Source organism: Streptomyces prunicolor NBRC 13075 (assembly GCF_000367365.1).
GTDB classification, from domain to species: Bacteria; Actinomycetota; Actinomycetes; order Streptomycetales; family Streptomycetaceae; genus Streptomyces; species Streptomyces prunicolor.
This window is the reverse complement of record NZ_BARF01000109.1, coordinates 1-14407: the sequence shown is the minus strand read 5'-3', so window position 1 is coordinate 14407 and position 14407 is coordinate 1. Positions and strand designations below refer to the sequence as shown.

Annotated in this window: 15 protein-coding genes; 7 read left to right on the top strand and 8 right to left on the bottom strand. The window is 69.7% G+C overall.

Features of this window, described 5'->3' with window-relative positions:
- Window positions 1–133: 133 nt before the first annotated feature.
- Window positions 134–313, top strand: a complete 180-nt coding sequence (locus SPR02S_RS65360; RefSeq protein WP_078623198.1) for a hypothetical protein — start codon at window positions 134–136, stop codon at window positions 311–313.
- 26 nt (window positions 314–339) lie between these two features.
- On the opposite strand, the gene SPR02S_RS45700 is transcribed toward SPR02S_RS65360, so the two are convergent.
- From SPR02S_RS45700 to nth, 3 genes are all read right to left on the bottom strand, one after another.
- On the bottom strand, window positions 340–1539 hold the full coding sequence (locus SPR02S_RS45700; RefSeq protein WP_019063757.1) for a MarP family serine protease: 1200 nt from the start codon (window positions 1537–1539) through the stop codon (window positions 340–342).
- Window positions 1540–1635: 96 nt separating this feature from the next.
- On the bottom strand, window positions 1636–2331 hold the full coding sequence (locus tag SPR02S_RS45695) for an NUDIX hydrolase (RefSeq protein WP_019063756.1): 696 nt from the start codon (window positions 2329–2331) through the stop codon (window positions 1636–1638).
- Window positions 2332–2429: 98 nt separating this feature from the next.
- Window positions 2430–3335 carry an endonuclease III gene (gene nth, locus SPR02S_RS45690; RefSeq protein WP_078623197.1) on the bottom strand — a complete coding sequence of 302 codons (906 nt, stop codon included), beginning with the start codon at window positions 3333–3335 and terminating at the stop codon, window positions 2430–2432.
- A gap of 252 nt (window positions 3336–3587) precedes the next feature.
- Between nth and SPR02S_RS45685 the strand changes: the two genes are divergently transcribed.
- From SPR02S_RS45685 to SPR02S_RS45675, 3 genes are all read left to right on the top strand, one after another.
- Window positions 3588–4262, top strand: a complete 675-nt coding sequence (locus SPR02S_RS45685) for a Crp/Fnr family transcriptional regulator (protein WP_019063754.1) — start codon at window positions 3588–3590, stop codon at window positions 4260–4262.
- A gap of 79 nt (window positions 4263–4341) precedes the next feature.
- Window positions 4342–5385: an outer membrane protein assembly factor BamB family protein gene (locus tag SPR02S_RS45680; RefSeq protein ID WP_019063753.1), complete on the top strand. Its 1044-nt coding sequence runs from the start codon at window positions 4342–4344 to the stop codon at window positions 5383–5385.
- Window positions 5386–5444: 59 nt separating this feature from the next.
- Window positions 5445–6275 carry a nucleotidyltransferase domain-containing protein gene (locus SPR02S_RS45675; protein WP_019063752.1) on the top strand — a complete coding sequence of 277 codons (831 nt, stop codon included), beginning with the start codon at window positions 5445–5447 and terminating at the stop codon, window positions 6273–6275.
- Here the strand turns inward: SPR02S_RS45675 and SPR02S_RS45670 are convergent.
- From SPR02S_RS45670 to sp36, 4 genes are all read right to left on the bottom strand, one after another.
- Window positions 6272–7102 carry an MBL fold metallo-hydrolase gene (locus SPR02S_RS45670; protein WP_019063751.1) on the bottom strand — a complete coding sequence of 277 codons (831 nt, stop codon included), beginning with the start codon at window positions 7100–7102 and terminating at the stop codon, window positions 6272–6274. The genes SPR02S_RS45675 and SPR02S_RS45670 overlap by 4 nt on opposite strands.
- 40 nt (window positions 7103–7142) lie before the next feature.
- The gene (locus SPR02S_RS45665; RefSeq protein ID WP_019063750.1) at window positions 7143–8018 is read right to left on the bottom strand and encodes an NUDIX hydrolase; all 876 of its coding nucleotides are present in this window, start codon (window positions 8016–8018) and stop codon (window positions 7143–7145) included.
- A gap of 96 nt (window positions 8019–8114) precedes the next feature.
- Window positions 8115–8582 (bottom strand): RidA family protein, encoded by a 468-nt coding sequence (locus SPR02S_RS45660; RefSeq protein WP_019063749.1) that lies wholly within the window; start codon window positions 8580–8582, stop codon window positions 8115–8117.
- The gene (sp36, locus tag SPR02S_RS61985) at window positions 8579–8737 is read right to left on the bottom strand and encodes a Sp36 family protein (protein ID WP_019063748.1); all 159 of its coding nucleotides are present in this window, start codon (window positions 8735–8737) and stop codon (window positions 8579–8581) included. The genes SPR02S_RS45660 and sp36 overlap by 4 nt, the downstream gene beginning before the upstream one ends.
- Window positions 8738–8844: 107 nt before the next feature.
- Between sp36 and bagA the strand changes: the two genes are divergently transcribed.
- Together bagA and bagB are read left to right on the top strand one after the other, a co-directional pair.
- The gene (bagA, locus tag SPR02S_RS45650) at window positions 8845–9822 is read left to right on the top strand and encodes an ATPase BagA (protein ID WP_019063747.1); all 978 of its coding nucleotides are present in this window, start codon (window positions 8845–8847) and stop codon (window positions 9820–9822) included.
- Window positions 9819–11318 carry an ATPase BagB gene (gene bagB, locus SPR02S_RS45645; protein ID WP_019063746.1) on the top strand — a complete coding sequence of 500 codons (1500 nt, stop codon included), beginning with the start codon at window positions 9819–9821 and terminating at the stop codon, window positions 11316–11318. The genes bagA and bagB overlap by 4 nt, the downstream gene beginning before the upstream one ends.
- Before the next feature lie 65 nt (window positions 11319–11383).
- Here bagB and wblA read toward each other — a convergent pair whose 3' ends face one another.
- On the bottom strand, window positions 11384–11722 hold the full coding sequence (gene wblA, locus SPR02S_RS45640) for a transcriptional regulator WblA (protein WP_019063745.1): 339 nt from the start codon (window positions 11720–11722) through the stop codon (window positions 11384–11386).
- Between the two features lie 406 nt (window positions 11723–12128).
- Here wblA and SPR02S_RS45635 point away from each other — a divergent pair, with 406 nt between their 5' ends.
- A complete protein-coding gene (locus tag SPR02S_RS45635) occupies window positions 12129–14396 on the top strand; it encodes a transglycosylase domain-containing protein (RefSeq protein WP_019063744.1) in 2268 nt (755 codons plus the stop codon).
- The last annotated feature ends 11 nt before the right edge of the window (window positions 14397–14407 follow it).

Below are 14407 nucleotides of genomic sequence, written 5' to 3'. Positions count from 1 at the left end.
CAGTGACCGTCCCGCTGCGCCCGGTATCCGGATCTGAACACCTGTCCTACGAACGGCCACTTGCCTCGCGCATACGCCAATTGGGCCCCCAAGGGGTGGTTATCGACCTTGGGGCAGGGGCAGACGGAGGGGTATGGGCTGGACGCACGACTACAGTGACGCAGCACGCAATCGCCGCTCGGACCACGGTCTGAGCTCCCACCAACGGGGCGCCCCGCAACTCCAGGGCACAGACCTCAGGGTGGGAATCCCGCGCATTCTGCGCCGCCGGGCCCGCTGGGTCTCGGTACGGCTGCGTCATCCTCGAGGCTGACGCAGCCCCCCTTTAAAAAGCCGGGCTCACAGCGCGCAACTGTCGCTGTCCACCTGCTCGTTGGCGGTACGCCCCTTGACGATGTCCGGCTGGATCTCGTCCGCGGTGAGCGCGTACCCGGTGTCGGGGTCGTCGAGGGACTTCGCGAAGACCACGCCGTACACCTTGCCCTCGGGCGTCAGCAGCGGGCCCCCGGAGTTGCCCTGGCGGACGGTCGCGTAGAGGGAGTACACATCGCGGCGGACCGTGCCGCGGTGGTAGATGTCCGGGCCGTTGGCCGTGATGCGGCCACGCACGCGTGCGGCCCGGACGTCGTACGACCCGTTCTCCGGGAAGCCGGCCACGATCGCGCTGTTGCCGCTCACCGCGTCCTTGGTCGCGAACTGCAGGGAGCGCGCCTTCAGGTCCGGTACGTCGAGTACGGCGATGTCGCGGTGCCAGTCGTAGAGGACGACCTTGGCGTCGTACTTGCGGCCCTGGCCGCCTATCTGGACGGTGGGTTCGTCGACGCCGCCGACGACGTGCGCGTTGGTCATCACGCGGCGGTCGCCGAAGACGAAGCCGGAGCCCTCCAGGACCTTGCCGCAGCTCTGGGCGGTGCCCATGACCTTGACGATGGACTGCTGGGCGCGGGTGGCGACCGCGCTGGAGGCGAGGGCCGGGTCGGGCGGCTGGACGTCGTTGATCGGCTCGTTCGCGAACGGGCTGAAGACCTGCGGGAAGCCGTTCTGCGCGAGGACGGAGGAGAAGTCCGCGAACCAGGTGTCGGCCTGCGAGGGCAGCGCCCGGGAGACCCCCAGCAGCACCTTGGAGCTGCGGACCTCCTTGCCGAGCGTCGGCAGGGTGGTGCCGGCCAGCGCGGAGCCGATCAGCCAGGCGACCAGAAGCATCGCGAGGACGTTGACGAGGGCGCCGCCGGTCGCGTCCAGGGCGCGGGCCGGGGACCAGGTGATGTACCGGCGCAGCTTGTTGCCCAGGTGGGTGGTCAGGGCCTGGCCGACGGAGGCGCAGACGATGACGATGATGACCGCGACGACGGCCGCGGTGGTGCTGACCTCGGACTTCTCGGTCAGCGCGTCCCAGATCACGGGCAGCGTGTACACGGCGACGAGACCGCCGCCCAGGAACCCGATCACCGACAGGATGCCGACGACGAACCCCTGGCGATAGCCCACGATCGCGAACCACACGGCGGCGACCAGCAACAGGATGTCCAGCACGTTCACCGGTTCGAGCCTCGCCTCATCACTTCGCGATCACCATAGGTCCGCCGGGGGTCCGGGGGTTGTCCCCCGGGAAGACACAGCACGACGGACACCTTGTCATGACCGCCAGTCGAGGGGGACCTGCTTCTCGGGGTCCCAGGGCCGCTCCCAACCGGAGTAGTGCAGCAGGCGGTCGATGACTCCGGCCGTGAAGCCCCAGACGAGGGTCGATTCGACCAGAAATGCCGGACCCAGGAAGCCGCTGGGGTGCGTGACGGTGACTCTGTTGGCCGGATCCGTGAGATCCGCCACGGGGACCGTGAACACGCGCGCCGTCTCGTTCGGATCGACCACGCCGACCGGAGTCGGCTCCCGCCACCAGCCCAGCACCGGCGTCACCACGAAGCCGCTCACCGGGATGTACAGCTTGGGCAGCACCCCGAAGAGCTGCACTCCGGCCGGGTCGAGCCCGGTCTCCTCCTCGGCCTCGCGGAGAGCGGCCCGCAAGGGCCCGTCGCCCGTCGGATCACCGTCCTCGGGGTCGAGGGCACCACCGGGGAAGGACGGCTGCCCCGCATGCGACCGGAGCGAGCTCGACCGCTCCATGAGCAGCAGTTCGGGCCCCTGATCGCCGTCGCCCTCCCCGAAGAGGATCAGCACCGCCGACTGCCGCCCCGCCCCGTCCTCCGGCGGCAGGAACCGGCTCAGCTGCAGTGGCTCGACCGTCTCCACGGCGTGCACCACCGGATCCAGCCAGTCCGGCAGCCCGTCCTTGCTGAGCACCACACCCTGGGTATTGCTCGCGCGTGTCATCCCCCACCCCCGTTCCCACTGATCAACGCCCGATACCTCCGAGATCGTTCCGTCATCCGGCCCCCGATGTCACGCCGGTCCCCGTCACGCCGACCCGGTCACGCCGATCCCAGCGGCGGCGCCGGTTTGCCGCCCGCGTCCAGATAGGCCTGCGGCGGGTTCAGGCGCTGGCCCGGATAGCCGCCCTTCTCGTACTTGAGCAGCTTCTTCGCCTTCTCCGGGTCGGTCTCGCCCTCGCCGTACGCCGGGCAGAGCGGGGCGATGGGGCAGGCGCCGCAGGCGGGCTTGCGGGCGTGGCAGATCCGGCGGCCGTGGAAGATCACGTGGTGGGACAGCATCGTCCAGTCGCTCTTCGGGAAGAGCGCTCCCACGGCGGCCTCGATCTTGTCGGGCTCGGTCGCCTCGGTCCACTTCCAGCGCCGTACGAGCCGCTGGAAGTGCGTGTCCACGGTGATGCCGGGCCGCCCGAAGGCGTTGCCGAGCACCACGAAGGCGGTCTTGCGGCCCACACCGGGCAGCTTGACGAGATCTTCGAGGCGGCCGGGCACCTCGCCGCCGAAGTCGGCCACCAGGGCCTTGGAGAGCCCTATGACCGACTTGGTCTTGGCCCGGAAGAACCCGGTCGGGCGGAGGATCTCCTCGACCTGCTCCGGGTCGGCGGCGGCCAGGTCCTCGGGGGTCGGGTACTTGGCGAACAGCGCCGGGGTCGTCTGGTTGACCCTCAGGTCGGTCGTCTGGGCGGACAGGACCGTGGCGACGACGAGCTGGAAGGGGTTCTCGAAGTCGAGCTCCGGGTGGGCGTACGGATAGATCTCGGCCAGTTCGCGATTGATGCGGCGGGCGCGGCGGACGAGGGCGGTGTGCGACTCGGTCTTCATGCCCGCCGTGACCGCCGCCTTCCCCGTGACCGCCGTCTTCCGCGCCGATACTTTTGTCACCTTTGCCGCTTTCTTACCGCCGTCAGGGCCCTGTTCGCCCACAGCGGAATCACGAGGTACAACCATCCGCCCAGCCCCCTTGGCCTGTGCTCTCACCGGCGATTTGGACACCCGGCCAGCCTAGAGCCCGGCACTGACATCCGCCCCGGACCCCGAAGATCGGCCCCCAATTGGACCCCTGCCGCTTACCTCGGGACACCAGTGCGGCATCCTTGTGACAGATCACACTGTTTGGACGGTCCAGCAAAATGGGGAGCACGGTCCCCTGGTAACAAGGGGGAGCACCATCCCCTGAGCAGGTCGACAAGGAGAGAACTCGTGGACGACGTTCTGCGGCGCGCCCCGCTCTTCGCGGCGCTCGATGACGATCAGGCCGCGGAGCTGCGCGCCTCCATGAGTGAGGTGACCCTCGCGCGCGGGGACTCCCTCTTTCACGAGGGCGACCCCGGCGACCGGCTCTATGTGGTCACCGAGGGCAAGGTGAAGCTTCACCGCACCTCCCCGGACGGCCGCGAGAACATGCTGGCCGTCCTCGGCCCCGGCGAGCTGATCGGCGAGCTGTCGCTGTTCGACCCGGGCCCGCGTACGGCGACCGCCAGCGCGCTGACCGAGGTCAAGCTGCTGGGCCTGGGCCACGGCGACCTCCAGCCCTGGCTGAGCGCCCGCCCCGAGGTGGCCTCCGCGCTGCTGCGCGCGGTCGCCCGCCGCCTGCGCAAGACCAACGACGCGATGTCCGACCTGGTCTTCTCGGACGTCCCCGGCCGCGTGGCCCGCGCCCTGCTGGACCTCTCCCGCCGCTTCGGCGTGCAGTCCGAGGAGGGCATCCACGTGGTGCACGACCTCACGCAGGAGGAACTGGCCCAGCTGGTCGGCGCGTCCCGCGAGACGGTCAACAAGGCCCTCGCCGACTTCGCGGGCCGCGGCTGGCTGCGCCTGGAGGCCCGCGCGGTGATCCTGCTGGACGTCGAGCGGCTGGCGAAGCGCTCGCGCTAGTTTCATAGTTCGTACTTTTCGTACGTGTGGAAGGGCCTCGCTCGGCGGCGGGGCCCTTCGCGTATCACCAGGGGTGGGGATGTACGAGGACAAGGCGTCGGATTCGGCCTGGAAACACTCCTGGTGGCGAAGATCGGCGCGCCGACTGTGGAGAACGCCCGACGCGACGGGCGACCTCGACGGAAAGCCACTGGGCCTGTGGCTGACGGACGACACCGTCGTCATCGCCCGCACCGACGGCGTACAGGCGTTCCGGACCGCCACGGGCCAACCACTGTGGACCTGGCAGCCGCCCGGTGACCAGGTCGTCGGCCTGGTGTCCGCCGACGCCGTGGACGGCGTGGGGGTGGTGATGCACTACGACGACGGGCGCCGGGACGCGAAACGCGTCGGCCTGACCTGGCTGGCCATCGGCACGGGCGAGGTCGTACGCCGCCGGAAACAGGACGCGGCCCCCCTGGGGCACCTCCCGGCCAAGGTCGCCCTCGGCGGGGGACTCGTCGCGACGACCGGCGAGTCCTGGAAGGACTGGGAGACGCGGCCCGTGATGCGCGCCCTGGACGTGGACACGGGCGAGATCCGGTGGAAGTACGACGTCACGGACGCGCGCGTGGAGAGCGTGTCCGTCCTCAGCGCGGACCCCTTCGTCGCGGTCCTGAAGACACGCGGCGCGCGCGGCGGGCACCGGCTCCTCTTCCTGGACGACGGCGGTACGGAGGGCGTGACGCTGGCGCTGCCGGACGGCTACGAGCGGTTCGGCGAGCGGGTCGCCGTGACCGGTGACGTCCTGGTGGTAGGCCTGGTCCCCCGGGACAGGGCCGAGCTCGACCGGGGCAACCGGCTCGGGGCGTACTCCCTCTCCTCGGGCGAGCTCCTGTGGGAGTGGCACGGCAAGGAGACCTACCAGGACGCCGTCTTCGCCCACCGCGGCCGGCTGCTGGTCGTGCACGAGTACGGCGGTCGCCTCAGCGTCCTCGACCCCGCCGACGGCCGGGTGGTGGCCCACCGCAGGCTGCGCGGCACCGCCTTCGACCCGCTCGTCGCCGCGTCCGGCGACCTGATCGCGGTGGGCTGCGAAGCCGGCGACTACAGCCACGGGTTACGGATGTTCCGCTGGAGATGACCCCGTTGCACGATCGCAAAAGCGCTCCCCGGGGACCCGTTTCCCGGCACAGTGACCCCATGCCCGAAACGGTCCGCCACAGAGGACTCGACGCCCAGGGATACATCGAGCGCGAGGGCTCCCTGGGGCGCATCCCGCACGCCTTCCGACCGGTCGTCGCCGCCGCGCGCGACCGGCTGATCGACCTCTACGGGGGACGCCTCAACAGCGCGTACCTCTACGGGTCGATCCCGCGCGGCACCGCGCGCGTGGGGCGCAGCGATCTGGACCTGCTCGTGGTGACCCGGCAGGAGCCCACCGAGAAGGACCGCGCCGAGGCCCGGAACCTCGGCGAGGCGCTCGACAAGGAGTTCCCGGAGATCGACGGGGTCGGCACGCTGGTGCACGGCCGGGCACGGCTGCTGAGCGAGCCGGAGACGTACGACCTGGGGTGGTTCGTCGCGTGCCTGTGCACCCCGCTGCTCGGCGAGGACCTGGCCGAGGACCTGCCCCGCTACCGCCCCGACTCCCTGCTCGCTCGGGAGACGAACGGCGACCTGGCCCTGCTGCTCCCCCGCTGGCGCGAGCGCATCGCCACGGCCGAGGACACGGACGAGGCCCGGCGCCCCCTGGTGCGCTACATGTCCCGGCGTCTGGTCCGCACCGGCTTCACCCTCGTCATGCCCCGCTGGAACGGCTGGACCAGCGACCTACAGGAGATGGCGAAGGCGTTTGCCGCGTACTACCCGGAGCGGGCGGAGGCCCTGCGCAGGGCGGCGGAGTGCGGATACGACCCGATGGGCGACGCGGGCGTCCTGCGGTCGTACGTCGATGACCTGGGCCCGTGGCTGGCCAAGGAGTACGCGCGCGTGCACGGCGTGAAGGCACCGCGCCCGGACGACATCGCCTAGATCAGGCCGTGTTCCCTCAGGTAGTCCAACTGGGCCCGTACGGACAGTTCCGCCGCCGGCCACAGGGAGCGGTCGACGTCCGCGTACACGTGGGCGACGATCTCGGCCGGGCTCCGGTGGCCGTTCTCGACGGCCGTCTCGATCTGGGCCAGCCGGTGGGCGCGGTGGGCGAGATAGAACTCGACGGCACCCTGCGCGTCCTCCAGGACGGGCCCGTGCCCCGGCAGGACGGTGTGGACGCCGTCGTCGACCGTGAGGGACCGCAGTCGCCGCAGCGAGTCCAGGTAGTCCCCCAGGCGGCCGTCAGGATGCGCCACGACGGTCGTACCGCGCCCCAGGATGGTGTCCCCGGTCAGGACGGCCTGATCGGCCGGGAGATGGAAGCACAGGGAGTCTCCGGTGTGCCCGGGCGTCGACACGACGACCAGCTCCAGGCCGCCGACCCGGATCACGTTCCCGGCGGCGAGCCCCTCGTCCCCGAGCCGCAGAGCCGGATCCAGCGCGCGCACCTTCGTGTCCGTCAGCTCGGCGAACCGAACGGCACCTTCGGCGTGGTCGGGGTGCCCGTGCGTCAACAGGGTCAGCGCGACCCGCTTGCCCGCCTTCTCGGCGGTGTCGACGACGTTGCGCAGATGTCCCTCGTCCAACGGCCCCGGATCGATCACCACCGCCAACTCGGAATCCGGCTCCGCGACGATCCACGTGTTGGTCCCGTCCAGCGTCATCGCGGACGCGTTGGGCGCGAGCACGTTGACGGCACGGGCGGTGGCGGGGCCGGTGAGAACCCCGCCACGTGGCTGGCCGGGGAGGGCGGCTGCGTCGGTCATGCGGGGGCGCCTTCTGTGGGGTCGGGTGGGGGTGGGGTGGTCATGCGGGTGTCCCACCGGTAGGGATGCGCTTCGTGAACTCCTCGTGGCCCGGCCAGGACAGGACGACCTCGCCGCCCTCCAGGCGGGCCTGGGCGAGGACAGGCGTCAGATCACGCTCCGGGGCCGACGACAACGCCTCGGCCGCGCTGCCGTACGGGATCAGGCCGCGCAGGGTCGCGATGGTCGGCGGCATCATCGTCAGGTCGCCCTTGTCGTACGACGACGCCGCCTCGCCCGGGGTGATCCACACCGTGCGGTCGGCCTCCGTGGAGGCGTTGCGGGTGCGCTGGCCCTCCGGGAGGACGGCGACGAAGAACCAGGTGTCGTAGCGGCGGGTCTCGAATTCCGGGGTGATCCAGCGGGCCCACGCGCCCAGCAGGTCGGAGCGCAGGACCAGGCCGCGGCGGTCGAGGAACTCCGCGAAGGACAGGTCACGGGCGACCAGGGCGGCGCGGTCCGTCTCCCAGGCGGCGCCCGTGGTGTCGCCGACGACCGAGTCGGGGGTCGGGCCGGCGAGCAGGACGCCCGCCTCCTCGTACGTCTCCCGGACCGCCGCGCACACGATCGCCTGGGCCGACGTCTCGTCGACGCCCAGCCGGTTCGCCCACCACGCGCGCGTGGGGCCCGCCCAGCGGACATGGTGGTCGTCGTCGCGCGGGTCGACACCGCCGCCCGGGTACGCGTACGCGCCCCCGGCGAAGGCCATGGAGGCGCGTCTGCGCAGCATGTGGACGGCGGGGCCGGTGTCGGTACCGGTGTCCTTGAGGAGCATCACGGTGGCCGCCCGCCTGGGCTCCACCGGCGTGAGCCGGCCCTCCGCGAGCGCCTGGATGCGCTCGGGCCACTCCGCCGGGAACCACTGACCGTTCGCCATGGGCGGAGGCTATCCCGTAGTGCGCGGATGTTCGAGAGGCAACAACACGTACCCCAGGACAGCCATGACGCCCGATCGCGCACCCCGGGACAGCGACTACGCCTCCGTCAGCTCCACCTGGATCTCGACCTCGACCGGTGAGTCCAGCGGCAGTACCGCCACGCCGACCGCGCTCCGCGCGTGCACGCCCTTGTCGCCGAGGACCTCGCCGAGGAGTTCGCTGGCGCCGTTGATCACGCCGGGCTGGCCGGTGAAGTCGGAGGCCGAGGCGACGAAGCCGACGACCTTCACCACGCGCGCGATGCGGTCCAGGTCACCGGCGACGGACTTGACGGCGGCGAGGGCGTTCAGCGCGCAGGTGCGGGCAAGTTCCTTGGCCTCCTCGGCGGTGACCTCACCACCCACCTTGCCGGTGACCGGAAGCTTGCCGTCCACCATGGGCAACTGGCCCGAGGTGTAGACGTAGACACCGCTCTGCACGGCGGGCTGGTACGCGGCGAGCGGCGGGACGACCGCCGGCAGGGTCAGACCGAGCTCGGCCAGCCGGGCCTCGACGGCACTCATGCCTTCTCCCGCTTGAGGTAGGCCACCAGTTGCTCGGGGTTGTTCGGCCCGGGCACGACCTGGACGAGCTCCCAGCCGTCCTCGCCCCAGGTGTCCAGAATCTGCTTCGTGGCGTGGACGAGCAGCGGCACAGTCGAGTATTCCCACTTGGTCATACGGCCGACTTTAGCCGCTGCGAACCGGCGGTCTGTGGTCGCGTTGTCCGTCGCGTTATCCACAGCCTCCCGCTTGGTTCGGGCGCGGACTGGTTAGGCTCGAAGACGTGAGCAGGCTCCAGGTCGTCAGTGGCAAGGGCGGTACCGGCAAGACCACGGTGGCCGCGGCCCTCGCGCTGGCCCTGGCCACCGAGGGGAAGCGGACGCTTCTCGTCGAGGTCGAGGGTCGCCAGGGCATCGCGCAGCTCTTCGAGACGGAGACGCTGCCTTATGAGGAGCGGAAGATCGCCGTCGCTCCCGGGGGCGGGGAGGTGTACGCCCTGGCCATCGACCCCGAACTGGCCCTTCTGGACTACCTCCAGATGTTCTACAAACTCGGCAGCGCGGGCCGCGCCCTGAAGAAGCTCGGCGCGATCGACTTCGCCACCACGGTCGCGCCCGGCCTCCGGGACGTCCTCCTGACCGGCAAGGCCTGCGAGGCCGTACGCCGCAAGGAGAAGAGCGGGCGGTTCGCCTACGACTACGTCGTGATGGACGCGCCGCCCACCGGCCGCATCACCCGCTTCCTGAACGTCAACGACGAGGTCGCCGGGCTCGCGAAGATCGGCCCGATACACAATCAGGCGCAGGCGGTGATGCGGGTGCTGAAGTCACCGGAGACGGCCGTGCACCTGGTGACGCTGCTTGAGGAGATGCCCGTCCAGGAGACCGCGGACGGCATCGCCGAACTGCGGGCGGCGCGGCTGCCGGTGGGCCGGATCATCGTGAACATGGTCCGCCCCGAGGTGCTGGACGAGACCGACCTCGATCTCGTACGGGCCGTCCCGCGCACCGCCGTGGCGCAGGCGCTGTCCGCCGCGGGCCTCGGCGGAGCCCGACGTGGCGGCAACGCCGAGAAGCTGGTGGATCCGCTGCTCGCGCAGGCCGAGGAGTACGCCGAGCGGTACGCGCTGGAGCACGACCAGCGGGCCGTACTCGGCGAGCAGGGCCTTCCGTTGCACGAACTGCCGTTGCTCGCCGAGGGCATGGACCTCGCGGGCCTGTACGAACTCGCCACCGAGCTGCGGAAGCAGGGGATGTCATGAGTCCGGACCCGGCCCGCCCGCAGGACCCCGCCCGCGCCTCACACGGTTCTCCCGCGCAGGACACCGCCCGCGCTTCCTCCGCCCGGGACTCCCGCTCCCACCACATCTCCCACGCGCGCGTGCTCGACGTCGACCCGCTGATCGACGACCCGGAGACCCGCATCGTCGTGTGCTGCGGCTCGGGCGGGGTCGGCAAGACGACCACCGCGGCGGCGCTCGGGCTGCGGGCCGCCGAGCGGGGGCGCCGGGTCGTCGTCCTGACCATCGACCCGGCCCGCAGGCTCGCCCAGTCCATGGGCATCGACTCGCTGGACAACACCCCCAGGCGCGTGAAGGGCGTCGACGGGGACGGCGAACTGCACGCCATGATGCTCGACATGAAGCGCACCTTCGACGAGATCGTCGAGGCGCACGCGGACCGCGAGCGGGCGGCGGCGATCCTGAGCAACCCCTTCTACCAGTCGCTGTCGGCGGGCTTCGCGGGCACGCAGGAGTACATGGCGATGGAGAAGCTGGGCCAGTTGCGCGCCCAGCACGACTGGGACCTGATCGTCGTGGACACCCCGCCGTCCCGCTCGGCGCTCGACTTCCTGGACGCGCCGAAACGTCTCGGCTCGTTCCTGGACGGCAAGTTGATCCGGCTGCTGACCGCGCCGGCGAAGCTGGGCGGACGGGCCGGGATGAAGTTCCTGAACGTCGGCATGTCGATGATGACCGGCACGATCGGCAAGCTGCTCGGCGGTCAACTCCTCAAGGACGTCCAGACGTTCGTGGCCGCGATGGACACCACCTTCGGCGGCTTCCGCACGCGCGCGGACGCGACGTACAAGCTGCTCCAGGCGCCCGGGACGGCGTTCCTGGTCGTCGCGGCCCCGGAGCGGGACGCGCTGCGCGAGGCCGCGTACTTCGTGGAGCGGCTGGCGGCCGAGGAGATGCCGCTGGCCGGTCTGGTCCTCAACCGGGTGCACGGCAGCGGAGCCGCCCGGCTGTCGGCCGAGCGGGCACTCGCCGCCGCGGAAAATCTTGAGGAGTCCCGCATTGTCGATCAGATGGGCGGGAAAGCTGGACTTCGTAACTCTCCCGACACGTACGGCAGTTCAGAATCTCCAGCTTCCGAGACTCAGGCTTCCGAGTCGCCCGCATCCGAGTCTTCCGCTTCCGAGACAACAGCTCGCGCCGCAGCTCCTGACGAAGGCTCCCCCGCCGACACGGACCAGGAGCGGTCCGCCGCCACGGACGACACGGACGGTCAGCCGTCCGACGACGAGCGATCCGTCGAACAACTCACCGCAGGACTGCTCAAGTTGCACGCCGAGCGGATGCGGCTGCTCTCCCGTGAGCAGCGCACACGTGACCGCTTCACCGCACGCCACCCCGAGGTGGCGGTGGCCGAAGTCGCCGCGCTGCCCGGCGATGTACATGACCTCGCGGGGCTGCGGGACATCGGGAGTCGGCTCGCGGCCGGTCGGCCGGAGCTGCCCGAGACGAAGGTCTGACGCGGAACCTCCGGGCGCGTGCCCCGGGGATCGCCCGAGGTCGGCCCCGAAGGGACCGGTGGGTGTCAGCCCACCGCCGCGTAGTTCTCGTAGATCTCGTCGTCGTCGAGGGGGATGATGCCGACCCCTCGTTCGTACTCGATACGCGCGGTCTCCAGTAGCCGGCGCCATGAAGTGACAGTGGGCCGCCTGCGCAGCAGTGCGCGGCGCTCCCGCTCCGTCATTCCTCCCCACACGCCGAATTCGACGCGGTTGTCGAGCGCATCGGCGAGGCACTCCGTGCGTACCGGACATCCGGTGCACACTGCCTTCGCCCTGTTCTGCGCTGCTCCTTGAACGAACAGTTCATCCGGATCGGTAGTGCGGCAGGCCGCCTGCGCACTCCAGTCGGTAACCCAGCCCATACCGGCGCCGTCCTCTCCCGAATCGAGGCTCCCCCACGGCGGCAGCGGCATATTCACCGCCGCCAGTTGAGGACGTTACGGAAGGTGGGCACAGCGCAACACCCCCTTCGGGCCCAATCTTGAATGGCCCGAACGGACTATGGGTAAGCGGCAGATCACCCGGGGGAGTGAGCTGACGACATGCGTGACTTTCCCGGCAAAGCGGGACAGTTGACATGCGCCACAAGGGGCACCAGGTGACACAGGAGGCGGATTCGGACACGCCCCCGACAAAAAAAGGGAAACGACCGGAACGATTCGGGGTCGCCGGACGTATTGATACGTGACCGCTCTGCTGTGACAGTTGAGAGCAGCTTAGGCCAAGGCCTATACACGTGTCCGGCGAATGAGAACGTAGGCTGCCCCTATGCCAAAAAAGCGCTCGGGTGGTGGTCTGTCCCCTCTGCAGCAGGCCACCAAGTTCCTCGGTGTCAGTGTGCTCGCCGGTGCTGTCATGGCCGGAATCGCGATGCCGGCGGCCGGCGCGCTGGGTCTCGCGGCCAAGGGATCGGTCCAGGGGTTCGACGACATCCCGGACAGTCTGAAGAGCCCTCAGCTGAGCCAGCGCACCACGATCCTGGACAGCAAGGGCAACCAGATCGCCTCGGTCTACTCCCGTGACCGCACTGTGGTGGAGCTCAAGGACATCTCGCCGTACATGCAGAAGGCGATCGTCGCGATCGAGGACTCGCGCTTCTACCAGCACGGCGCGATCGACCTGAAGGGCGTCCTGCGCGCCCTCAACAAGAACGCGCAGAGCGGCGGGGTCTCCCAGGGTGCCTCGACCCTCACGCAGCAGCTGGTGAAGAACTACTTCGTCGAGGAGGCCGGTGACGACCCGACGAAGGTCGCGCAGGCCACTCAGCAGACGCTCGGCCGCAAGGTCAAGGAGCTGAAGTACGCGATCCAGATCGAAGAGAAGCTCGGCAAGAAGAAGATCCTTGAGAACTACCTCAACATCACCTTCTTCGGAGAGCAGGCCTACGGCGTCGAGGCCGCGTCCGAGCGCTACTTCTCGAAGCACGCCAAGGACCTGACCCTTCCGCAGTCGGCGCTCCTCGCGGGCATCGTCCAGTCACCCACGCGCTACGACCCGATCAACGACGAGGCCGAGGCCAAGAAGCGGCGCAACACCGTGCTGGCCCGCATGGCCGAGGTCGGCGACATCTCCAAGGCCGATGCCCTCAAGGCCGAACAGAGCGACCTCGGCCTGAAGGTCAGCCAGCCGAAGAACGGCTGCATCACCGCCGTGAAGGGCGCCAGCTTCTTCTGCAAGTACGTCGAGAAGGTCTTCCTGAGCGACCCGGTCTTCGGCAAGACCAAGGAGGCCCGGGCGAAGATCTGGAACCAGGGCGGCCTGACGATCCGTACGACCCTGGACCCGCAGGCGCAGGACTCGGTGCAGGCCTCGCTCAAGGAGCACATCTACAAGTCGGACTCGGTCGCCGCGGCGGCCACCCTCGTCGAGCCTGGCACCGGCAAGATCCTCGGCATGGGCCAGTCGAAGCCGTACGGCTACGGCAAGAACGAGACCGAGTACAACTACTCGGTCAACGCCGACATGGGCGGCTCGAACTTCGGCTTCCCGACCGGTTCGACGTTCAAGCCGTTCGTCGCGGCGGCCGCGCTGGAGCAGGGCCTGCCGGCCACCCAGCAGTACCCGGCGCCGTACTCGATGGACTACCCGAGCCCCGTCTCGACGTGCAGCGGCAAGAACTGGGTCAACACCGGCGGCGCGACCGTGGAGAACGAGAGCGAGTCGGAGAAGGGTCCGTACGCGCTGAAGGAGGCGATGGCCAAGTCGGTCAACACCTACTTCGTGCAGATGATCTCCGACATCGGTCTGTGCCCCGTGGTGAGCATGACCAACAAGCTCGGCGTCGTGCAGGGCAACGGCGACAAGATCCCCGAGGTCCCGGCCATCGCCCTCGGCTCCAAGGGCCTCTCGCCGCTGACGATGGCCTCCGCGTACGCGGCCTTCGCCAACGAGGGCACGTACTGCACCCCGATCGCCATCGAGTCCATCACCCAGAAGGTGGGCAACGAGCAGAAGTCGCTCGCCGTCCCCAAGTCCACCTGCTCGCGGGCGATGAGCAAGAAGACCGCCGACACCATCAACACCGTGCTGCGCGGCGTGGTCGACTCCGGCACCGGCCAGGAGGCCGGCCTCACCGACCGCCAGAGCGCCGGTAAGACGGGTACGACGGACTCCCGCAAGAACGCCTGGTTCGTCGGCTACACCCCGAACCTGGCCGGCGCGGTCTGGGTCGGCAGCGCCAAGCAGAACATCGAGATGACCAGCATCCGCATCGGCGGCGTCTGGCACGACGAGGTCTACGGCGCCGACACCCCCGGCCCGATCTGGAAGGACGCCATGACCGGCGCCCTGGAGGGCAAGCAGGTCGAGAACTTCCAGCTCGTCAACATCCCGGACCCCGTCAAGAAGGACAAGGACAAGGGCAACGACGGCGGCAAGAACAACGACAACGGCGGCGTGACCACCGACGGCGGCACCACCGGCACGACCGACGGCGGCACCACCCCGACCCCGACGTTCTCCCTCCCCGACGGCTTCATCCAGGGCAACGACAACGGCGGCAACAACGGCAACGGCAACGGCGGCAACAGGGGATAACTCCCCGTCGG

Bases quoted from the DNA above. Each gene is read 5' to 3' on its own strand.
- SPR02S_RS65360 (WP_078623198.1), top strand. From the start codon at position 134: ATGGGCTGGACGCACGACTACAGTGACGCAGCACGCAATCGCCGCTCG.
- SPR02S_RS45695 (WP_019063756.1), bottom strand. From the start codon at position 2,331: ATGACACGCGCGAGCAATACCCAGGGTGTGGTGCTCAGCAAGGACGGG.
- nth (WP_078623197.1), bottom strand. From the start codon at position 3,335: ATGGTTGTACCTCGTGATTCCGCTGTGGGCGAACAGGGCCCTGACGGC.
- SPR02S_RS45680 (WP_019063753.1), top strand. From the start codon at position 4,342: ATGTACGAGGACAAGGCGTCGGATTCGGCCTGGAAACACTCCTGGTGG.
- SPR02S_RS45675 (WP_019063752.1), top strand. From the start codon at position 5,445: ATGCCCGAAACGGTCCGCCACAGAGGACTCGACGCCCAGGGATACATC.
- SPR02S_RS45670 (WP_019063751.1), bottom strand. From the start codon at position 7,102: ATGACCGACGCAGCCGCCCTCCCCGGCCAGCCACGTGGCGGGGTTCTC.
- SPR02S_RS45665 (WP_019063750.1), bottom strand. From the start codon at position 8,018: ATGGCGAACGGTCAGTGGTTCCCGGCGGAGTGGCCCGAGCGCATCCAG.
- SPR02S_RS45660 (WP_019063749.1), bottom strand. From the start codon at position 8,582: ATGAGTGCCGTCGAGGCCCGGCTGGCCGAGCTCGGTCTGACCCTGCCG.
- sp36 (WP_019063748.1), bottom strand. From the start codon at position 8,737: ATGACCAAGTGGGAATACTCGACTGTGCCGCTGCTCGTCCACGCCACG.
- bagB (WP_019063746.1), top strand. From the start codon at position 9,819: ATGAGTCCGGACCCGGCCCGCCCGCAGGACCCCGCCCGCGCCTCACAC.
- wblA (WP_019063745.1), bottom strand. From the start codon at position 11,722: ATGGGCTGGGTTACCGACTGGAGTGCGCAGGCGGCCTGCCGCACTACC.
- SPR02S_RS45635 (WP_019063744.1), top strand. From the start codon at position 12,129: ATGCCAAAAAAGCGCTCGGGTGGTGGTCTGTCCCCTCTGCAGCAGGCC.